This is a genomic window from Pseudonocardia acidicola, from assembly GCF_012911935.1.
GTDB lineage: Bacteria > Actinomycetota > Actinomycetes > Mycobacteriales > Pseudonocardiaceae > Pseudonocardia > Pseudonocardia acidicola.
This window is the reverse complement of sequence record NZ_JAAXLA010000048.1, coordinates 1-21,255: the sequence shown is the minus strand read 5'-3', so window position 1 is coordinate 21,255 and position 21,255 is coordinate 1. Positions and strand designations below refer to the sequence as shown.

The window sequence follows — 21,255 nt, the reverse complement described above, 5'->3', positions numbered from 1 at the left end:
ATGGGCCGGCACACAGTGGACACCGCGGCGTCGTTGCGCGCACGCGGGCGGGCCGGCCTCGTCTCGGTCCGCACCCGGATCGCCCGGCGCTACATCGCCGGTGAGGGCCTGGCCGACGCGGTGCGCGTCGCCGACGAACTCGCGACGAGCGGTGTCAGCGCCACGTTCGGGTTCTGGGACGGTCCCGCCGACACCCCCGGGACGGTCGCATCCGAGTACCGGATGGCCTTCGACGTCGCGACCGTCCGGCCGGGTGACTACATCTCGATCAAGCTGCCCGGCCTCGGCTTCTCCCCGGAGCTGTTCGACGAGTGCGTCTCGCGCGCCGGTGCGGCGGGCTGCCGGGTGCACCTCGACTCGCTCGATCCCGGATCAGCAGACCGCACTCTCGCGATGGCCGGGCAGGCCCGGGCGACGCGCCCGGACGTCGAGGTGGGCTACACCGTCGCGGCCCGCTGGCGGCGCGCCGTCGGCGACGCGCACCGAGCGTGCGAGCTCGGCCTGCCGGTCCGGGTGGTCAAGGGGCAGTGGCCCGATCCGGGCGGCGACGAGGGTGATCTCCGGCTCGGCTACCTCCGGGTGATCGACGCGCTGGCCGGACGCGCCCGGCACGTCGCGGTCGCCACGCACGACGTCGAGCTCATGACCGAGGCGGTGCGGCGGTTGCGTGCGGCCGGTACACCCTGCGGTGTCGAACTGCTCTATGGCATGCCGATACGGCACAGCCGCCGCGACGCGCAGCGGCAGGGCCTGGACGTGCGCCTCTACCTGCCCTATGGCAAGGCCTACCTGCCGTACGCGGTGGCGCATCTGCGCAAACAGCCACGGATGGTCGGCTGGATCGCCAGGGACCTCGTCGCGTCGGCCGTCGGATCCGTCGTGCGGGCAGGACGGGAGCAGCGATGACCACGGCCGATGGGGGAGTGATGCGTACCGGGAGCCGCCGATGGCTGCCGGCCGGGAGGCTCGACCGGCGTCTGCTCGATGCCGGGCGCGGCCGCCTGCTGCGCGGCGTCATCGTGCTCGGCGCGCTGGTGGGCACCGGAGCGGCTCTCGGCGCCACCTACGGGATGGTCGCCGAGCCGACCTACACCGCGAACGCGTTCGTGGTCGTGACGGCGACCAGCGATCTCGGGCTCTCCCGGGAGACCGGTTACGCGCAGGCCTACAGCCGGATCGCCGCGACACCGGACGTGCTCGCCGCCGCGACGGCGAGCACGGGGAGCGCACCGGCGGCGCTCGCGGGTGAGGTCGTGGCGACGGCGTCCCGGGACGCACCGATGATCGAGATCTCGGTCAGTGGCCGCGACGCACAGCGGACCGCCGCCATCGCCACGGCGGTCACCGGCGCCCTGATCGACCACGGGAATCGGCAGAGCGCCGCGACCGCGGTCCGGCTCAGCGTCTTCAGCTCGGCGACGGTTCCGGTGACCCCCTCGTCACCGACGCCGTCGCTGCTCGCGCTCGCCGGTGCCGGGGCGGGGCTGCTGCTCGGCGGATTGCTCATCCTGGGGCCACCCGCCCCGCTGCCGGCCGAAGCGCGGCCGCGGATCCCGGTGGTCTTGCCAGGCGGGGCCGGCCGATGACCGGCGCGGTGCGGACGATCGCCGACACGGGCGTGTGGGCCACGCGGTGGGTGCGCGACGTGGCCGGGTTCGCGGACCTCGCGCAGGAGTGGGACGCGCTGCACAACCGCTGCCCCGGCGCGACCGCGTTCCAGCGCGCCGGTTGGCTGACGGCCTGGTGGGCGGCCTACGGCCGCGACGACCTCCGGGTGCTGACCGTCCGGCGCTCCGGGCAGCTGGTCGCCGGGGCCGCGGTGATGCTGGAGCGTCGCCACGGCGTCCGAGTACTCACGCCGGTGGGGCGTGGAGTGTCCGACGTCAGCGAGTTCCTGGTCCAGGCAGGCGACCTGCAGGCTCCGGCGCTGGGCCGGTTGTCCGCGGCGCTCGCCGCCGAGCCCGGGTGGGACGTGCTGGATCTGCCCGAGGTGCGTGCGGGCGGGATCGCGGCACAGGTCGAGGCGGCGTGGCCGGGCCGGCGCTGGTCGAGCCCGTCCTCGGTCTGCCTCGAGCTCCCCGGGCGCCCCCTCGACGAGCTGTTGCCGCAGCTGCCGACGCGCACACGCGGCACGATCCGGCGCAAGCTGCGAACGATCGACCAGGCCGGCGTCGCGGTGCGGACCGCGGCCCCGGCCGAGATCGCCGACGGCGTCACCACCCTGCTGGCGCTGCACGAACGGCAGTGGCGCGGCCGCGGCGGCAACCCCGAACACCTCACCCCCCGTTTCGCCCGGCTGTTGCGGCAGGCCGCGACCGCACTGGCGGCCACCGGCAACGCGCGGCTGGAGCAGTACCGGATCGACGGCACGGTGCTGGCCGCGGAGCTGCTGCTCATCGACGGCGACTCGGTGGGGGGTTACCTGACCGGTGTCGACCCGGCCCTGCGCGAGCGCGTCGACACGGCCACGTTGATGGTGCGGCACAACCTCGCGCTCACCGCCGAGCTGGGGAAGGACCGGCTGAGCCTGCTGCGTGGCGAGGAGGACTACAAGCTGCGGTGGCGGCCGATGCGCGTCGAGCAGCATCGGGTACTCCTCGCGCGGCGTGGCGGCCCCGTCGCCGTCGCCTACGCCGGCCTGGTCGGTGCGCGCGCGACCACCGGCCGGTGGCTCGCCGACCGCCACCCCGAGCTGCGCGACACGCTGGCCGACGCGTTGCAGTGCGCCCGCCAGGAGGGGCCGGCCGCCGGCGCGCGCGCTCTGCGCACCCGGGCGAGGACGCGGCGATGACCCTGCGCGTCCTGCACGTCGCGCAACCCACCGACGCCGGGGTCCACCGCTACGTGCTGGCAGCGGTCGCCGACCAACTGGCGCGGGGCTGGTCGGTGACGGTGGCGTGCCCGCCCGGCGGCCGGCTCGCCGGCGACCTCACGGGACTCGGCCGTCCGCCGGTCCACTGGCCCGCCGCCCGCAGCCCCGGCCCCGCCACCGCCGGGGAGGCGCTGCGACTGGCGCGGATCGTCCGCCGGCACGATCCGGACGTCGTGCACCTGCACTCCGCGAAGGCGGGGCTGGCCGGCCGGTTGGCGATCCGTGGGCGGCGGCCGACGCTGTTCCAGCCGCACGGCTGGTCCTGGCTGGCCGCGACCGGCCCGACGGCGCGCGCGGCCATGGCCTGGGAGAGGGTCGCCGCGCGCTGGGCCGCGTCGCTGGTCTGCGTGGGGCCGGGGGAGCAGGCGCAGGGGCGCGCGGCCGGGATCCGCGGGCGCTGGGCCGTCGTGCACAACGGTGTCGACCTTGCGCACTTCGCACCGGCCGGCGAGCAGGAGCGGGCCGCTGCGCGGGCATCGCTGGGCGTCGCGCCGGACGTGCCGCTCGCCGTGTGCCTAGGCCGGGTGACCCGGCAGAAAGGTCAGGACGTGCTGCTCGACGCCTGGCCTGCCGTGCGCGAGCGCACCCCCCGGGCGGAGCTGCTCGTCGTCGGCGATCACGACGCCGGCCCCGAAGCCGGACGGCGGATGAGCACGGCGCCCGGTGTGCGATGGCGCCCGGCGGTAACCGACGTGCGGCCGGTCTACGCGGCGGCCGACGTCGTGGTACTGCCCTCGCGGTGGGAGGGGTTGTCGCTCACCGCGTTGGAGGCGCTGGCCAGTGGCCGGTCGCTGGTGGCGTCGGACATCCCCGGCCTGGCCGAGATCGTCAGCCCCGGCACCGGGGCGCTGGTGCCGCCGGATCACGCCGGTGCGCTCGCCGCGGCCGTGGCCGCGCGGCTGGACGATCCGGACCGGGCCCTCGCCGAGGGTGCCCGGTCCCGGGAGCGGGCCGCGATCTTCGACGAGCGGCGCACCCTCGACGAGCTCGCCACGCTCACGCTGTCGATCCCGGGCCGAACAGCTTCTGATAGAGCGCCGCGGACTTCGGGTTCTGCGCACCGCACTGCCACACGCCGTGCGGGCAGTAGTCGGTGACCGTCTCGTACACGACGTCGTGGGTGGCGATCCAGTCGTGCATGCCCTGGATGAAGGCCGGGTCGTCGCCCCGGCGGAACAGCCCCCACTCCGGGTAGGACACCGGCTTGCCGTGAGCGGCGGCGAACTCCACCTGGAACTTCAGGCCGTAGGGCTGATCGATGTAGTCCTGGAATGTCGTGCCGGGATCCTGGTCGTAGGTGTCCATGCCGATGATGTCCACGTACCGGTCGCCCGGGTAGCACTGCGGCCATGCGACGGCGTCCTCGCCCCGGCTCGGCGCGAAGTCGAACCGGAACGCCGCACCCGGAACCTGACGCATCGTGGTGACGATCCGCTGCCAGTAGCTCTGCCAGGCCTGCGGGTCGGGACCGCACCGTCCGGAGTACGTGTCGCCGTTCATCTCCCAGCCGAGCACGATCACCGTGTCACCCGCTCCGGCGGCGACCAGACGCTGCGCGAGCACCTGGTAGTGCTGGTCGAACTCGCCGGCCGCGCCGCGCCGGAGTCGATCGGCGACCTGGGCGTCGGTCAGCCCGGCCTCGTTCGCGTCGGACATCGGCACGTTGAGCACGAGCAGTCGGTTCGGATCAGCGGTGCGCCATGCCGCCCACGGCTGCACCAGCCAACTCGGTCCCTCGATGTCCGACCAGGACCCACCGGGCAGATAGGTGTGCCCGACGGCGGACACCCGGCCGCCGCGCCAGGCGTCGAACTGGGGCATGAGTTGGATACCCGTGGCGTCGGAGCCGAGGAACGCCCCGGACGCCGTTGCGTGCTGCGGCGGGGCGGCCGGGGCGGTCGCCCAGGCCGGCGCCGCAGTCGAGCTGTTGCCGAGGAGCAGCCGATGTGCCGGAGTCAGTCCGAGGGTCGCGACCAGCGCAGCCAGGACGACGAGCCCCCCGACCAGCCGGGCCTGTCGGAAGCGCCGGCTCCGGCGCCCGATGGACGACTGCGGGGAGAGCAGCGATGCGCCGCTTCGATGCCGCCGGCCGGACCGGTGAAGTGAGAAAACGCGGGGCGGCACCTGCCCAGCATAAACAGAACGGCGCACGGAACCACTGCGAGGGGACAGGTTCACATCAAGTTCAGAAGGTGAACGACGAGTCCTGCGCATCCTATTCAGAATTGGTCTCAGGTCTGCGATGAGCGTCGTGAACGGGCCTCCCACCACTGCAACAGCAGCGACACCCCGCCCACGGCGGCAACCGCCGTGCAGAACCCGCCGAGCACGTCCGTCGGATAGTGGATACTCAGCGCGATCAACGCAATGCCCATGGTGACGGCAACCGCCACCGCTCCGAGGAGCATGAGGGACAGGACCCGGCCGCGGAGTCGAGGGTCGACGACGTTCGCCACGATCAGGGCCACCACGAGCGCAATGGCAGTGATGCCGCCGGTGTGCCCGCTCGGCATCGACAGATCCCCGTGGAAGGTGCGGCCGACCAGCGGCTTCAGCGCCGACGTCAACAGGCCGGTCACCGCAGGTCCGAGTACGGCGAGAACCGCGAGCAGTCGGCGTCGCAGCGCGAGACAGGTCAGAGCCAGGACCCCCGCCATGACGATGACCGATGTGGGCTCACCGAAGTGCATCACCGTGTTCAGCGCATGACGGTGTCCCGCGGTGAACGCGTGGACCCGACCCGCCAGCGAGCCGTCCAGCGCTCCGGCCGCAGTGGTGTCTGCGTAACGCATTGCGAGCACGGCCAGTATCGCGGACGCGAGAAGCGCCACCGCGGCGGTTGCGCGAACTCCACTCTCCGGAATCAGCGAGGCCGGTCGTTCGATCTTCGAGCGGGTCACTCGGCCACGGTACGTGAATTCGCTGAGCGAGCGGCGATCGATTCCGGCCACCCCGGACGGTTCGGCGCGTGGGCTCATTGCCAGTCCGGCGGCCGGGCGAACTCACAGCACCCGCGTTTCACCCGAGGCCCCGTCGTTCCCCGGCTCCCGATCCGGCTCCGCGGCACTCGCCATTCCCCGCCCCGCGACCACTCCCGGACCGGTGGGCTGCACGCGGACCGTGATCGTCCAGGTCGCGCCGGCCGGCAGCCGCGGGGTGTCGCAGCGCACCCGGTCCTCCTCGGCGAACACCGCGCAGCCGTACCCGCCGGCGCCGGGCGGGGTGCCCGCGGTCGCCGCGGAGATGGTCGCCGGGCCGGTGACGACGTCCTCCACGACGACGCGGGTGGCGTCGCGCGGTCCGTGGTTGGTGACCGCGAGGGTGTGCTCGAAAGGGGTGGCGGAGTCGGCCGGGGTGGCCAGGGTGAGCCCCAGGTCGGTGGCCGGGACGGTGACCTGGTCGGCCGCGGACAGCTGCGCGGCGGCCGTGGCCGGGAGCGGGGTCCGCAGCACGGCGGGCGACAGCCCCTGGCTCAGGAACTGCCGCGGCTCGCCGCTGCCGTCGGCCGGCGCGACGAACACCGCGCGTGCGGAGTCCGGGCTGCCGTAGAGAACGTGCTGGTCGTCGAGCCATTCGACCTGGTCGTCGATGCTGCGGGTCTCGGCCAGCGGCGTCTCGCGCATCGTCGCCAGGTCCAGCACGTGGAACCGCCACACCGGCGACCCGAGCCCGTTGTCCATCCGCTTCTTGAACGCCAGCCGGGTCCCGTCCGGCGACAGCGACGGGCACTCCACGTTCTCCCGCCCGACGACGACGCGCCGCGCGGCGATGTCCCCGGCGACCAGGAAGGTGCGCCCGCCGGTGGCCATCGTCGCGTAGAAGTGGTTGCCGTCGGCGGCGAACGTGACGCCCCAGAAGTTGACGTCGGGGGAGTGGAAGGCGGCACCGTCGCGGACGATGGCGAGCTCCTCGAGGTCGGCCAGCTTCGTCCCGGCCGCCATGTCGATCAGCGTGGTCCGGGTGGAGAACCCGTGCTCGGCATAGGAGTGTCCGGTGACGAACACCGTGGTCGCGCCGTAGCGCCCGTCCGGGGACACCCGGGCCCGGCTGGGCAGCCCGCTCAGCGGGATCTCGTGGCGGACCGCGAAGTCCGGCCCGAAGATCAACGCGTACTCGATCGGCGGGAAGCCGCCCCCGACGGCCAGGCACAGCCCGCTGCCTGCGGCGAAGTGCACCCGGTCGCAGCTCAGGCCGGTCACGCTGCGGGCGCCGTTCGGGTCGGCGAGCGGGACCAGACCGACCCGCCCGCGGGCGTCACCGTCGGTCAGGTTCTGGAACAGCAACGCCGGCGCGCCGTCCGCGACCCGCACCGGGACGCCCGGGCCGGGGACCGACGCCCGCCACCCGGACCAGGCCACGTATCCGGCGGCGAGCAGCACGCACATCGCGGCCAGCGCGCCGAACAGCCACGACCGGGCCTCGTCGCCCCGCGGGGCCCGCAGCCGCGTCCCCGGCTCATCCGGCGGCGTCGCCATCGGTCACCTCCCGGCGCCCCCGGCCCAGCACGACGACGGCGACGACGAGGGCCGGGACCAGGAACGCGACGAGGACCCCGACCGCGAGCCGGGTCCCGGCCACCGTCCACAGCAGACCGAACAGCAGCGAGGAGACCAGCCGGGCGAGGCTGGTGGCCGTCGTGATCAGGGCCATCCCGCTGGTCCGCAACCGCGCCGGCAGCACCGCACCGGCCAGCGCCATGAGCACACCGTCGGTGGCCGCGTAGTAGCCGCCGAGCAGGACCAGGCAGACGACGACCCAGCCCACCCCGGCCCAGGGGGTCAGCAGCAGCAGGTAGATCAGCAGCAGCGACCCGTACCCGGCGGTGAAGACCCGGGGCCTGCCGTGCCGGTCGGCGAGCCGGCCGACCGGCACGGCGAGCACCATGAACACCAGCGAGGTGGCCACGTACAGCAGCGGGAAGAACCCGATGTCGAACCCGAGCCGGTCCTGCAGCGTGAGGTAGACGAACCCGTCGCTCAGCGTCGCCAGGCCCAGCAGCGAGCCGGCCACGACCAGCCCGGTCACGCCCGGCCGCCGCAGCAGCCGGGCCGCCGCCCGCAGCGAGACGCCGGCGCCGGACCCGGCGGCAGCGGGCATCGGCGGGTTGCGCACGAACAGCGCCACCACACCCAGCCCGATCAGCCCGGCACACAGGCTCACCACGAACACCGCGTCGTACCCGCCGGGCACCGCGGCGAGCACCGCGAAGGCCAGCACCGGGCCGCCCATCGCGCCCACCATGTCCAGCGCGCGGTGCGCTCCGAACGCGGCGGCCCACTGCTCCCGCGGGGTGGCGAGGGAGATCATCGCGTCCCGCGGCGCGGTGCGGATGCCCTTGCCGACGCGGTCGATGAACACCAGGCCGGCCAGGGCCGTCCACACGTTGCCCACCGCGAGCATCCCGAGCCGGGACAGCGTCGAGAGCGCGTAGCCGGCGACCGCGGCCTCCTTGTGCCGGCGCGCCCGGTCCGCCCATAACCCGGCGAGCAGCCGGACGGGCGCGGTCGCGCCGGTGTAGAGCCCGTCGACCACCCCGAACACCAGCGGCGACAGCTGCAGCCCGAAGACCAGGTACAGCGGCAGCACCGTGGTGATCATCTCGGCCGAGACGTCGGTGAAGAGGCTGGTCAGCCCGAGCGCGAGCACGGTGCGGTTGACCCACGGGCGGGCCGGACGGGAGCCGGGCGCCCCGCGGCGGGCCGCGAGCACCTGCGCGGAGTTCTCGATCTGGTACAAGGACCGGCCCTTCGCTCACCGCCGGACGCAGACGTCGAGGTGGTGAGCGTAGGAGGGCGCGGCGTGGGTTCCGTCCTCAATTCTGAGGATGTCCGCCACCGTCGCGGCGATCTGCGGGTGGGCCCCGGCCGGCCGCAACGGCGGATCCCTCAATTCTGAGGATGAACGCCCGGCCGCGACGCGGGCAGGCTCCTCGTCGCGGTGGGCCGCTGTGATTGCGCCCCTCCCGGCTCACCGCCCCCATTCATCGGCCCCGCCCGCAGGGGAGGACCCATTGTTCGACAACGCCAGCGGTCATCTGCCACTCGAGACCGTGTCGCACACATCGCCACCGGAGCTCACCGTCGTCGTGCCGACCCGCAACGAGTCGGGGAACATCGGGCCGCTGCTCGACCGCGTCAAGGCCGCGGCCGGGCCGCGCCGGATCGAGGTGCTCTTCGTCGACGACAGCGACGACGACACCCCGGAGAAGGTGCTCGCCCGCTCGCTGGCCGAGCGGCTGCCCGTGCGGCTGCTGCACCGCGAGCGCGGGGATCGCACGGGCGGGCTCGGCGGCGCCGTGGTCGCCGGGTTGCGGGAGGCCCGCGCCGACTGGGCCGTGGTCATGGACGGCGACCTGCAGCACCCGCCCGAGCTGGCGCTGCGGCTGGCCGGCGTCGGGCGCTCGCGCGACCTGGACCTGGTGGCCGCGAGCCGGCACGTCGGCGGGGGCGACGCGGGCGGCCTCGGCACCACCACCCGGCACGCGGTCTCCGGCGGCGCCACCGCCGTGGCCAAGACGATGTTCCCGCGCCGGCTGGCCCAGCTATCCGACCCGATGAGCGGGATGTTCGCCCTGCGCACCGCCGCGATCGACCTCGACCGGCTGGAGCCGCACGGCTTCAAGATCCTCATGGAGATCGTGGTCCGCAACCCGCGGCTGCGGGTGGCCGAGGTCCCGTTCTCCATGCAGCCCCGGCACACCGGGCAGAGCAAGGCGTCACTCGCCGAGGGCGCCCGGTTCACCGGCCACCTCGCCCGGCTGCGGCTCGCGGTGCTGGCCCGGCAGGTGGCCCGGTCCGCGGAGAGCGCCGGGCCGCGGCAGTGGCTGCTGCGCGCGTTCCTGTTCGGTCTCGTCGGTGCGTCCGGACTGCTGGTCAACACCGCCGTGCTGATGCTGCTGGGCATCCAGGCACCCCGGCTGCACTACCTGATCGCCGCGGTACTGGCCACGGAGGCGTCGACGGCCTGGCTGTTCCTGCTCACCGAGAGGCTGGTGTTCCCCGGCGCCAAACCCGGCACCCGGCGCGGCCGGGCGGTGCGCTTCTTCCTGCTCAACCACATCGCACTGCTCGCCCGGCTGCCGTTGCTCGCGCTGCTGGTCGAGGCACTGGGCATGAACGTGGTATGGGCCAACCTGATCACGCTGCTGCTGCTGTTCGCGGTGCGCTTCCTGGTGGCCGACGCCGCGATCTACGGCACCGCGGCCGCGGCCGCGCCGCCGCGGGAACCGATGAAGATCGTCGTCGATGTGTCGGTCCCGCCGGACGGCGCCGCGGCCGACACGGCACCGGCACCCACGCCGCGCGTCGCGGCGCCGCGCACCGCCGCCAGGCCCGGGCAGCGCTACCTGCCCTACCGCTACGAGATCCCGGACGTCGCCACCGTCGGCTCCCAGGTGCGGCTGCCCGAGCTGGAGTACTTCCGCGCGCAGTACCTCGGGCACGACACCGACATCCAGGTGCGCATCCAGCCCACCGGCACCGCGATGCCCCGCACCCGCGCCACGATGACCCAGACCACCACGCCGCCGAGCGTCGCCTACTCCGAGCACCTCGGCCGGCTCGGCGCCAACTTCCACGTGCAGCTCGGCGAGCCGATCGTGGTCACCGTGGCCCCGCCGCTGGCGCACTCGCCGCACGTCGTCTACACCAACATCCTCGAGGCCCTGCTGCGTTTCGTCGCGGTCAGCCGGGGCGTGATGCTGCTGCACTCGGCGTGCCTCGAACTCGACGGCCTCGGGATGCTGATCTCCGCGGAGACCGACACCGGCAAGACCGGGACCGTGCTGCGGTTGGTCCGCGAGCGCGGCGCGCGCTTCCTGTCCGACGACATGACGATCCTGCACCCCGACGGCCGGGTCGGCTGCTTCCCCAAGCCGCTGACCATCTCCCACCACACGCTGCGCGCCGTCGGCTCCGACGAGCTCAGCCGCAGGGAGTGGCGGCGGCTGCAGCTGCAGAGCCGGCTGCACTCCAAGGAGGGCCGGCAGTTCGCGATGCTGCTCAGCCGGCTGAACATCCCGATCATGGGCGTGAACGCGCTGACCCAGCGCCTGGTCCCACCACCGAAGTACACGGTGGACCGGCTGCTGCCGTGCACGATCGTCCCGAGCACCGTAGTGAGCGAGCTGTTCCTGATCTCCCGCGGCGCCCACGGGGCCGGCGAGCTGAGCCGGGCCGACGCCATGCGCAACCTGCTGGCCAACACCGAGGACGCCTACCAGTTCCCGCCGTTCCGCCAGCTCGCGCCGTCCGTCGTGATCGGTGCGGACGATCATCTGGCGCTGCGCCGCAAGGAGCACGCGATCCTGGCCTCCGCGCTGGACGGGCTGCGTTGCCGGTGGATCTCCACACCGGACTTCACGTGGGCCGACGAGATCCCGCGGGCGCTCGGCGCCCCGGCCGTCGCCGCCGCGAGGGCGGGGTGAGCGAGGTCCGCCTCCCGGCCTCGATCGTGCTGGACCGGCCGGCCGTCGGCGATCGCGCCGGCAGCCGGCCGCCGGGCCGGGCACTGCTGCGGCTCCCGGATGCGCTCGCCGCGCGCACCGCCGGGTGGCCGGGGCCGGTCCGTCGTCTGGGCCCGCCGGCCGTGATCCTGCTGGCGGGCACGGTGCTGCGGGTGTGGCAGCTCGGGGCCGTCGGTTTCAACAGCGACGAGGCGGTCTACGCCGGCCAGGCCGCCGCCCTGGCCGGCGATCCGGCCGCCTCGCAGCTGTTCCCGATCTTCCGGGCGCACCCGCTGCTGTTCCAGACCTCGCTCTCGCTGCTGTACCGGCTGGGAGCGGGCGACGTCGCCGCCCGCGCACTGGTGGCGGCCTTCGGGGTGGCCACGATCGGCGTCGTCTGGCTGCTGGGGCGGCTGCTGTACCGGCACCGGGTCGGCCTGATCGCCGCGCTGTTCTTCGCGCTGATGCCCTACCACGTCGGGGTGTCGCGGCAGGTCCTGCTCGACGCCCCGATGACGTTCTTCGCCACGCTCACCCTGTACCTGTTCGCGCGGTTCTGCGTGCACCGCTCGCCGCTCGCGCTGTACGCCGCGGCGCTCACCATGGGGCTGACCGTCCTGGCCAAGGAGACCGCCGTCCTGCTGCTGGGCGGCCTGACGGTCTTCGCGATCCTCTGCCCGGCGGTACGGCCGCGGTGGCGCCCGGCGGCGGTGGCCGTGGCGATCACCGGACTGGTCGTGGCGGCCTACCCGCTCTCGCTGCAGTTCTCGGGCCGCCGGTCCACCGGGCAGAACTACCTGGCCTGGCAGCTGCTCCGGCGGGCGAACCACACCGCGCTGTTCTACCTCGAGGTCGTTCCGATCGCGATGGGGCCCGGGGTCGTCGCGCTGGCGCTGGCCGGGCTGTGGTTCCTGCGCCGGCACGGAAGCTGGCGGGAGGCGCTGCTGCTGTGCTGGGCCGGGGTCCCGACCGTGTTCTTCGAGGTCTGGCCGACGAAGGGCTACCAGTACCTGCTGGTCACCACGCCGGTGGTGGTGATCCTCGCGGCCCGCGCGGTCGCGGCCCTGCAGGTTCCGCGGCTGCGCGGGCCGGCCCGGGCCCCGGCCACCCGGCTGGTGCGGGCCGGCGTCGTCGCCGTCGTCGCGGTGAGCCTGGCGGTGCCGAGCTGGCGACAGGTCGACCCCGAGCCCACCACCACGTTCCTCGCCGGATCCGGCGGGCTCCCGGCGGGCCGGGAGATGGGCCGCTGGATGGCCCGGAACCTGCCGGAGGGGGCCCGGGTCATGACCATCGGGCCGTCGATGGCCAACATCGTCCGCTTCTACGGGAACCGCCCCGCGGTCGGGCTCTCGGTGAGCCCGAACCCGATCAGCCGCAACCCCTCCTACGAGCCGATCGACAACCCGGACCGCGAGCTGCGCCGCGGCACGATCCACTACGTCGTCTGGGACGCCTACACGGCGGGCCGCACGGCGTTCTTCGCCGACCGCCTGCTGCGCTATGTCGAGAAGTACCACGGGATCGTCCTGCACACGGAGTCGATCACGGTCCGGTCCGATGACGGGAGCGAGGTCAGCAAACCGGTGATGATCGTCTACGAGGTCCGGCCGTGACCCGGCGCGCGATGCTCGTCGTCGTCGCCGGCCTGGTCGCGCTCGCCGTGACGCCCGCCGCCGCGGTGCCGTCCGCCGCCCGCGGCCCGGCGCCGTCCGCGGCCGCCGCCCCGGCGGACCGGTCACAGCCGCTCGGGCCGTCCACCACCACCACGCCGATCAAGCACTTCGTCGTGCTCATGCAGGCCGACCACTCCTTCGACAACTACTTCGGCACCTACCCCGGCGCGAACGGCATCCCGCCGGACGTCTGCCTCCCGCTGAGCACCGACAAACCCGACCCCACCGAGTGCGTGCGGCCCTTCCGGCTCGGCAACGAACCGCCCGAGGACCTCGCCGACGGCAGGCGGGTGCAGACCCGCCAGTACAACGCCGGCCGGATGGACGGCTTCGTCGACGCCTACCGCAGGCAGGGCCTCGACGGCACCACGGCGATGGCCTACTACGACGGCCAGGACCTGCCCTACTACTGGAACGTCGCCGACGAGTACACGCTGTTCGACAACTGGTTCAGCTCCGCCCGCTCGGGCAAGCGGCTCAACCACTTCTACTGGGTGGCCGGGGTTCCGACCCCGGATGGGCTGGCGCGGGTGCCCGCCGGCGGCTACGGGGACATCCCGACGATCTTCGACCGGCTGCAGGCCCGCGGCCTGTCCTGGAAGTTCTACGTGGAGAACCACGACCCCGCGGTCAACTTCCGCACCGCGGCGTCGAGCCCGGAGACGACGAAAGTCCCGCTGCTCAACTTCGCCCGCTTCGTCGACGACCCGCAGCTCGCGGGCCACATAGTGGACCTGTCCGAGTACTACCGCGACCTCGCCGAGGGCACCCTGCCCGCGGTCTCCTACGTCGTCTCGTCGGCGTCGAACGAGAACTCGGCCGGCCGGGTCGCCGACGGCCAGTTCCTGGTGCGCCGGATGGTGAACGAACTGGCCAAGAGCGGTTCCTGGTCCGGCTCCGCGTTCCTGTGGACCTACAGCGGATGGGGTGGCTGGTACGACCACGTCGCCCCGCCCACCGTCGACGAGTACGGCTACGGCTTCCGGGTGCCCGCGTTGCTGGTCAGCCCCTACGCCCGGCGCGGGCACATCGACAGCACCCCGCTCGACCACACCGCGGCGCTGAAGTTCATCGAGGACAACTGGCAGCTCGCCCCACTCGGCACCCGCGACGCGGCGTCGCCCGGGCTCGGCTCGGCGTTCGACTTCGCCGCGCCGCCGCGGCGGCCGCAACTGCTCGGCCTCGACCGCGTGACGCCGCCGGTGGGCACCCGGGCGCGGCTGGTGGTGTACGCGAGCTACGGCGGTGTCGTCGCGTTCGCGGCCGCGGCGGTCGTCGTCCCGGCGGTGCTGCGCCGGCGCCGCGAGCTGCACGCCGCGGCTCCGGAACCGGTGCGGGCGAGGGAGGCCGTCTCATGATCCACCTTCGATTCCTGGCGGTACCGCTGCTCGTGCTCGTGGCCTGGATCGGCCTGGCCGGGCCGGCTGTGGCCGCGCCCCCGGCGCCACGGGACAAGACCGTGGAGATCACCACGGTGCCGTCCACCCCGGACGCGCGGTTCGCGCTCGACGGCGTGCCGCTCGTGACCGACCCGCGGGGCATCGTCCGCTTCACGGTGCCGCGGTCGAAGAAGCCGCACCGGCTCGAGCTGCAGAACCCGACCATGGAGTCGCCGGGGACGAAGGCCGAGTTCGTCCGGTGGCACGGCTACGGCGGCGGCGAGCAGGGCTACAACCCGGTGATGGCCGATCTGGTCATCGACCGCGCGCTGCGGTTGCAGGTGGCGTTCCGGGTCAACCGGGTCGTGCAGTACTCCTTCGTCGACCAGGCCCGCCGCCCGGTGCCACCGGAGCGGATCGAGTCGATCACCCTGCGCAGCGACCTGGGCCGGACCCAGACCCTGGCCGGCGGCCGCCCGGTGCTGCTCACCGCGGTCCGGCCGACCCTGGGCGACGGGCAGCTGGTCGCGAAGGAGAGCACCTGGTCGGTGCAGAGCGTCATGATCGACGGGACCAACGTCGTCACCATCGGCGAGCAGCGCTTCCGGCCCAGCCAGGTCGGGGAGCGGCTGGAGATCGTGGTACTGCTGCGCTCGGCGCACTTGCGCGTCCGGGACCGGCTGCTGGGCACGCCCGTCCAGGCCGTGGTCCACCTCACCCTGCCCAACGGCGTCGTGCTGCCGGTGCCGACCGACGACGGTGGCGAGGCGGTGGTCAACAACCTCGCCCGCGGGACCTACACGGTCACCGCCCAGGGCCAGGCGTACGCCGTCGACCAGGAGCTCGCGCTGTCACGCAGCCAGTTCGTCGACGTGCGGGTGCTGACCCACCTCGACGCCGTGATCCTCACCGGGATCGGCGTCGTGGCCGTGACGGTGCTGTGCGGGCTGGGCCTGTGGCGGTCCCGGCTGCACCGGCGCCGGCTCGCCGAACCGGCGCCCGCGCCGGCCGCCACCACGGGGGCCGGGCCGCGGGAGGAAGTCGTGGTGAACCGGTGAGACGCGCGCTGTCCGGGCTGCTCGCCGCGCTCGCCCTCGTGCTGTGCGGCGGCGCGGAGGCCGGCGCCGGCCCGGCGGCGGCCCGCCCCGCCCTGCCTGTGCTGGCCTACTACTACATCTGGTTCGAGCCGTCCTCATGGGACCGCGCCAAGACCGACCGCCCGGCACTGGGCCGGTACTCCAGCGACGACCCCGAGGTCATGCGCCAGCACGTCCGGGCGGCGAAGGCGGCCGGCATCAGTGGGTTCATCGTGAGCTGGAAGAGCACCGAGGTGAACAACCGGCGGCTGCGCCGGCTCGCCGACGTGGCGCGCGCCGAGCGGTTCACCCTGTCCGTCATCTACCAGGGGCTGGACTTCGAACGCCACCCGCTGCCCGTCGACCGGGTGGCCCAGGACCTGCGCTACTACGCCGACGCCTACGCCCCCGACCCGGTCTTCCGCGCCACCGACCGGCCGCTGCTGATCTGGTCGGGCAGCTGGATGTTCTCGGTGGCCGACATGGAGCGGGCGATCGCCCCGATCCGCTCGACCGTGCGCGTGCTCGCGTCCGAGAAGGACGAGGAGGGCTACACCCGGGTGGCGCCCGTGGTCGAGGGCAACGCCTACTACTGGTCGTCGGTCGACCCGGCCCAGAACCCGGACCACGCCGCCAAGCTGGCGTCGATGGGCCAGGTCGTGCACCGCGACCGCGGGCTGTGGCTGGCGCCCTTCGCCCCCGGCTTCGACGCACGCCTGCTCGGCGGCACCCGGGCGGTCGACCGGCGCGACGGCCAGACCCTGCGCGAGGAGTACGCGGCGGCCGTCGCCTCCGCCCCGGACGCGCTCGGCCTGATCAGCTGGAACGAGTTCAGCGAGAACACCCACGTCGAACCGAGCGAGGCGTTCGGCAACCGCTACCTCGAGGTGCTCGGCGACCTCGCCGAGGCCCCGCTCGCCGTGCTGGGTGAGCCGGCGCTGGACTCCAGCGCCTCGTCGGGGTCGTCGCCGTCACCGGTGGGCGGCTATGTGCTGGCCGGCTTCGGGGGCGGCGGCGCGCTGCTGCTCCTCGGTCTCGCGCTGCTGCGCCGCCGCCGGTCCGGAACCGATCGGGCACCACGCCGGCGGCGGCCCTCGACGCGGACGGTGCGGGCCGGCACCGCCATCGTGCTCGTGGGCGCGGCCACGGCGGCGCTGCTCGCCGTCCGGGCGGCCCCATCCGGCGGCAGGGCCGGCGTGGTGAAGGCCGCGACCACCTACTTCGCCGGGGACAAGCCCGTCCGCGACCCCGCCGGGGTGGTCGTGGCGGCCGCGGGCGACATCGCCTGCGCCCCGGACACCGCGGGCCCGGGCAGCGAGGAGCAGAACAGCGCCACCCGGTGCCAGGAACACACGACCGCCGACATCGTGCGCTCGATGCAGCCCGACGCGGTCCTGGCCCTCGGGGACCTGCAGTACCCGAACGGCACCCTCGAGCGGTTCCGGACCGGCTACGACCTCAGCTGGGGGGCGTTCAAGAACATCACCTATCCGGTGCCGGGCAACCACGAGTACGGCACCCGCGGGGCGGCGGGCTACTTCGACTACTTCGGACCGGCGGCCGGGGCCCGCGAGGCCGGCTACTACAGCTACGACCTCGGCGGCTGGCACATCGTCGCCCTCAACTCCGAGTGCGGCCGGGTCGGCGGCTGCGGGCCCGGCTCCCCGCAGGAGCGGTGGCTGGCCGCCGACCTCGCCGCGCACCCGGCCGGCTGCACGCTCGCGTACTGGCACCGGCCGCGGTTCTCCTCCGGCCACCACGGCAGTGACCCGAACTACGCGGCGTTCTGGACCACCCTGCACGCCGCGGGCGCCGACCTGGTGCTGGGCGGGCACGACCACGACTACGAACGGTTCGCCCCGCTGGCTCCGGACGGCACGCTCGACCAGCGCGGCATCCGCCAGTTCGTCGTGGGCAGCGGCGGGGACAGCTTCTACAAGCTGCACGAACCGCAGGCCGGCCGGGAGGTCGGGATCGCGTCGGCCCCCGGCGTGCTGCGGCTGGTGCTGCGGCCCGGCGGCTACGAGTGGGCCTTCCAGACCGCCGACGGGGCGCCGGACCGGGGCACGGGCGAATGCCACTAGACGAGCACGCGGACAGGACAGCACGCAGGACACGGCACGGACGTCGGCACGGACGAGAGGTGGTGTCGCGATGACCGATCACACCGACGACAGGAAGGTCCGGAGTGGGCGGTGGCGCCGGGTGCGGGGCGCCGCGCTCGCGACCGCGGCACTCGCGGTGTGGGGTGCCGTGGTGTTCGCGCCGGTGCCGGCGTCGGCGGCCCGGGACGGTGCCCCCGGGGCGACGCACGCGGGCGTGCATCCCGCCGCGGTGGGCGCGCCCGGGCAGGTGCCCGGCGAGCAGCCGGGCGTGCAGCGCTGGCTCACCCTGCGCGAGGGCCTGCAGATCGAGCTCAACAACGCGATCGTCGCCGTGCGCACGCTCGACCGGAGCGACCGGGCGGGCGCGACCGCCCGATGCCAGCGGCTGCTGCGGGTGGCGGGCGCGCTCACCGTGTTCGCGGGGGCCCCGGCGGCGAACGTCGACCGGTTGGCCAAGGCGGGCATGCAGAAGTTCGTCACGGGCGCCCAGGCCTGCCTCGGTGGGAACTACGACAGCGCGCTGGCCACCATCCAGGCCGGGCTCGACGAGCGGACGGCCGCGCAGGACGCGCTCGACGCCACACTGATGGGTCACTAGGCGGGCCGTCGAGATGATCCGCCGACGCACCACCCTCACCCTGCTGACCGTCGCCGTGGTGGCGGCCGCCCTGCTCACCGGCAGCACGGGGGTCGCGGCCGCCGCGAGCACCACGTTCACCGCGGACGCCGACACCTACGTGCAGGCCGACCAGCCCACCGTGAACCGGGGAACCGCCGTCGACCTGCGGGCCGACGCCTCGCCGGTGTACAACGGCTTCCTCAGGTTCACCGTCTCCGGGCTCACCGAGACGCCGAGCCGGGTGACGCTCAAGCTCTTCAGCCGGTCGACCGGCAGCGTGAACGCCCGCCTTCAGTCGGTGGCCGACAACTCGTGGACCGAGACCGGCGTCACCGCCGGGAACGCCCCGGCGCTCGGCCCCGTCGTCGCGACGTCCGGCGCGCTCACCGCAGGTCAGTACGCCTCGTTCGACCTGACGTCGCGGGTCACCGCGAACGGGACGTACTCGTTCGCGCTCACCACGGGCAGCACGGCCGTGCGCATCTTCGACAGCCGGGAGGGCGCCAACCCGCCGCAGTTGGTGGTCGAGTCCGGCGACCCGTTCCCGCCGTCGAACGACCCGTTCGTGCTGGCCGCCGGCGACGTGGCCTGCGCGCCGGACGAATCCGGCTTCAACGGCGGGCTCGGCGTGCCCGGGCAGTGCCACATGAAGGCGACCTCCGACCTGCTCCTGGCCAACCCGGCCGCCGCGGTGCTGGCCCTCGGCGACACCCAGTACAACAGCGGGGATCCGGCGGCCTACACCGCGAGCTACGACCCGTCGTGGGGCCGGGTCAAAGCGATCACGAAACCTGTCGTCGGCAACCACGAGTACGGCCAGAGCGGGGCGAGCGGGTACTTCGGCTACTTCGGGGACGCGGCCACCCCACGCCAGCCGGGCTGCCGCAAGGCGTGCGAGGGCTACTACAGCTTCGACGTCGGCAGCTGGCACATCGCGATGATCAACACCGAGTGCACCCGGATCGGCGGCGGCACCGGGTGCGCGGTCGGCTCACCGCAGTACCAGTGGCTCGACGCCGACCTGGCCGCGCACCCGAACAGGTGCACGATGGTCGTCGGACACCGGCCCCGGTGGAGCTCGAACAGCTTCGCCAGCGCCGACATCGCCCCGCTCGTCGACGTCATGTACGCCCGCGGGGTCGACATGATGCTGACCGGGCACGCGCACAGCTACGAACGGTTCGCCCCGCAGAACCCCTCGGGCCAGCGCGACGACGCCACCGGGATCCGGCAGTTCGTCGTCGGGACCGGTGGGGAGAACTCCAGCGGCTTCGGCACGGTCGTGGCCAACAGCGAGGTGCGCAAGAACACGATCTTCGGAGTGCTCAAGGTGATCCTCCACCCGGCGGGATACGACTGGACCTTCCGACCCGATCCCGATACCCCGTTCGCCGATTCGGGGAGTGGGGTCTGCCATTAATCGACGCCGGACGGCTGAATGCCCGGATCCGGAGCCGGCGAACTCGGCTGTGCAGACATCCGGCGACCCTTCGGATGAGTTCCTGACCTGGACAGGAGCACTCTGCATTAACCTTTCGGCCAGCTAAAGGATGTTCACCGTCCTTCGGGACGTAACGATCCTTCCGTGCGTGTCGACCACTTCTCCGGAAACGGAAGCAGACCGGTTCCAGGGGAGGGCGGTGCCGAATGCCCGCTAACGGACGTGGCGGACTTCTGCGGCGGCTGCCGCGGAGGCCCGGCCGTCGAATGGCCTTCGAATCCGCCACCGTGCTGCTCGGCGCGGCCCTCGTGGCGTCGTTCTCCGGAACGCTGTCCACGGTGCTGGGGGTGGACGACACGTCGGCCCGCTACCTGCTGGCCCTGCTGTCCGCCGGCGTCGGCGCCGCCGCGGTGGGCTTGGGGGAGACCGCCGGGCGGCTCTCCGGCAACCGCCGCGCGGCGTGGCTGATCCCCGCACTCGCGCTCTACAGCGTGGCGGTGCTGCCGGGCACGGCGCCGGCACCGGACGACAACGGTGCGGCCGAGCCGCCGCACCCCGGGCTCGTCGTCACCTATCTGACGCTCGTCATCCTGCTGCTCGCCGCCATCCGGCCCCCGGGGCGGAGCGGAACCCGAGCGGGGTGGATCGTTGCCGTTGCCGGTGGGCTGCTCGCGGTCGTGCTCCGCGAGCTGGGTGGGGTCCTGCCCGTGAGCGGTCCCCTGTTCGGCTCGCCGGTCCCGGTCAACCTCGTGGCGTTGCTCGGCTGGTGCCTGGTGTCGACGGCCGTCGTCGCCGCCGGGTGCCGGCTGCGGAGCGCGCCGCTGTGGCGGCTCGGGCTGGGCTTCGGGGTGATCGCCGCGGCCCACGTGTACCGGGCGTCCGAGCTGGACGGAGCCGACGCGGGCGTCGTCTTCTCCATGCTGCGGCTACTGGGCATGGTGGTCGTGCTGCTCGGCATGGCCCAGCTGCTGCGCCGCGCGCTGCGTACGGTGCTCGCCGAACGCTTCGCCCACGAGGAGGAGCTGCGGTTGGCCGCGGTCCACGCCGAACGCGTCGCCCGGCGGGCGGCCGAGCGCGAGCACGAGCTGCGCAACGGGTTGTCCGGCCTGAGCGGCATGGCCCGGCTGCTCGACGGTGACCCGGGCGACGAGGGCCGGCGGCGGGCGAGATCGGCCGTGCGGACCGAGCTGCGCAGGCTGAGCGACCTGCTGGAGCGCAAGGGCCATGCTCCCCCGGGCGGGGTGTACGACGCCGGTCGGACCCTCGACGAGCTCGTCGCGCTGTGGCGGCTCGCGGGCCTGGACGTCGAGGCCTCGGTCGAGCCCGGGCTGCTGGCCACCGGGCGCCAGTCGGACTTCTCCCAGGCGATCACGAACCTGCTGACGAACTGCTCGCGGCACGCCCCGGGCGCCCGGGTGTGGGTCATCGCGCGCCGCACCGGTGCGGTGCTGACGGTGCAGGTCCGCGACGACGGGCCCGGGCTGGTGGCGCAGGCCCCGCCCGCGCCCGGCGACCCCGAGCGCCCGCACGGCATGGGGCTGCAGATCGTCGAGCGGCTCGTGGCGGGGGAGGGCGGCCGGCTGCGGCTGCACCCACCCGACCCGGCGCGGCCGGGCTGCACCGTCTCGGTCGAGCTGCCGGCCGCGC

The 21,255-nt window shown here is 73.7% G+C and carries 16 protein-coding genes; 12 read left to right on the top strand and 4 right to left on the bottom strand.

Annotated elements, in window-relative coordinates; genetic code table 11:
* Genes HF526_RS22625 through HF526_RS22610 form a run of 4 tightly spaced genes read left to right on the top strand, consistent with a single transcriptional unit; the run spans position 1 to position 3,969 of the window.
* Positions 1 to 906 carry a hypothetical protein gene (locus HF526_RS22625; protein ID WP_169383562.1) on the top strand — a complete coding sequence of 302 codons (906 nt, stop codon included), beginning with the start codon at positions 1 to 3 and terminating at the stop codon, positions 904 to 906.
* Positions 903 to 1,586, top strand: a complete 684-nt coding sequence (locus HF526_RS22620) for a YveK family protein (RefSeq protein WP_169383561.1) — start codon at positions 903 to 905, stop codon at positions 1,584 to 1,586. Before HF526_RS22625 ends, HF526_RS22620 begins: the two co-directional genes overlap by 4 nt.
* Complete coding sequence (locus HF526_RS22615; RefSeq protein ID WP_169383560.1) at positions 1,583 to 2,791, top strand: GNAT family N-acetyltransferase; 1,209 nt, start codon at positions 1,583 to 1,585, stop codon at positions 2,789 to 2,791. Before HF526_RS22620 ends, HF526_RS22615 begins: the two co-directional genes overlap by 4 nt.
* Positions 2,788 to 3,969 carry a glycosyltransferase gene (locus HF526_RS22610; protein ID WP_239029018.1) on the top strand — a complete coding sequence of 394 codons (1,182 nt, stop codon included), beginning with the start codon at positions 2,788 to 2,790 and terminating at the stop codon, positions 3,967 to 3,969. Before HF526_RS22615 ends, HF526_RS22610 begins: the two co-directional genes overlap by 4 nt.
* Here the strand turns inward: HF526_RS22610 and HF526_RS37040 are convergent.
* From HF526_RS37040 to HF526_RS22590, 4 genes are all read right to left on the bottom strand, one after another.
* Positions 3,869 to 4,996 carry a glycoside hydrolase family 26 protein gene (locus HF526_RS37040; protein ID WP_211177656.1) on the bottom strand — a complete coding sequence of 376 codons (1,128 nt, stop codon included), beginning with the start codon at positions 4,994 to 4,996 and terminating at the stop codon, positions 3,869 to 3,871. The genes HF526_RS22610 and HF526_RS37040 overlap by 101 nt on opposite strands.
* Before the next feature lie 107 nt (positions 4,997 to 5,103).
* On the bottom strand, positions 5,104 to 5,850 hold the full coding sequence (locus HF526_RS22600) for a phosphatase PAP2 family protein (protein WP_169383559.1): 747 nt from the start codon (positions 5,848 to 5,850) through the stop codon (positions 5,104 to 5,106).
* Positions 5,851 to 5,874: 24 nt separating this feature from the next.
* Complete coding sequence (locus HF526_RS22595) at positions 5,875 to 7,347, bottom strand: DUF11 domain-containing protein (RefSeq protein ID WP_169383558.1); 1,473 nt, start codon at positions 7,345 to 7,347, stop codon at positions 5,875 to 5,877.
* The gene (locus HF526_RS22590) at positions 7,328 to 8,608 is read right to left on the bottom strand and encodes an MFS transporter (RefSeq protein WP_169383557.1); all 1,281 of its coding nucleotides are present in this window, start codon (positions 8,606 to 8,608) and stop codon (positions 7,328 to 7,330) included. Before HF526_RS22590 ends, HF526_RS22595 begins: the two co-directional genes overlap by 20 nt.
* 313 nt (positions 8,609 to 8,921) lie before the next feature.
* Here HF526_RS22590 and HF526_RS22585 point away from each other — a divergent pair, with 313 nt between their 5' ends.
* The 8 genes from HF526_RS22585 to HF526_RS22550 form a co-directional block, all read left to right on the top strand.
* A complete protein-coding gene (locus HF526_RS22585; RefSeq protein WP_169383556.1) occupies positions 8,922 to 11,297 on the top strand; it encodes a glycosyltransferase in 2,376 nt (791 codons plus the stop codon).
* Complete coding sequence (locus tag HF526_RS22580) at positions 11,294 to 12,928, top strand: glycosyltransferase family 39 protein (RefSeq protein ID WP_169383555.1); 1,635 nt, start codon at positions 11,294 to 11,296, stop codon at positions 12,926 to 12,928. Before HF526_RS22585 ends, HF526_RS22580 begins: the two co-directional genes overlap by 4 nt.
* Positions 12,925 to 14,346, top strand: a complete 1,422-nt coding sequence (locus tag HF526_RS22575; protein WP_169383554.1) for an alkaline phosphatase family protein — start codon at positions 12,925 to 12,927, stop codon at positions 14,344 to 14,346. Before HF526_RS22580 ends, HF526_RS22575 begins: the two co-directional genes overlap by 4 nt.
* Positions 14,343 to 15,425: a hypothetical protein gene (locus HF526_RS22570; protein ID WP_169383553.1), complete on the top strand. Its 1,083-nt coding sequence runs from the start codon at positions 14,343 to 14,345 to the stop codon at positions 15,423 to 15,425. Before HF526_RS22575 ends, HF526_RS22570 begins: the two co-directional genes overlap by 4 nt.
* The gene (locus tag HF526_RS22565; RefSeq protein ID WP_169383552.1) at positions 15,422 to 17,527 is read left to right on the top strand and encodes a metallophosphoesterase; all 2,106 of its coding nucleotides are present in this window, start codon (positions 15,422 to 15,424) and stop codon (positions 17,525 to 17,527) included. The genes HF526_RS22570 and HF526_RS22565 overlap by 4 nt, the downstream gene beginning before the upstream one ends.
* A 70-nt stretch (positions 17,528 to 17,597) precedes the next feature.
* The gene (locus tag HF526_RS22560) at positions 17,598 to 18,146 is read left to right on the top strand and encodes a hypothetical protein (RefSeq protein ID WP_169383551.1); all 549 of its coding nucleotides are present in this window, start codon (positions 17,598 to 17,600) and stop codon (positions 18,144 to 18,146) included.
* A gap of 13 nt (positions 18,147 to 18,159) precedes the next feature.
* The gene (locus tag HF526_RS22555; protein WP_169383550.1) at positions 18,160 to 19,587 is read left to right on the top strand and encodes a CBM96 family carbohydrate-binding protein; all 1,428 of its coding nucleotides are present in this window, start codon (positions 18,160 to 18,162) and stop codon (positions 19,585 to 19,587) included.
* A 287-nt stretch (positions 19,588 to 19,874) separates the two neighbouring features.
* A partial coding sequence (locus HF526_RS22550) for a sensor histidine kinase (protein ID WP_169383549.1) occupies positions 19,875 to 21,255 on the top strand: 1,381 nt, incomplete at its 3' end.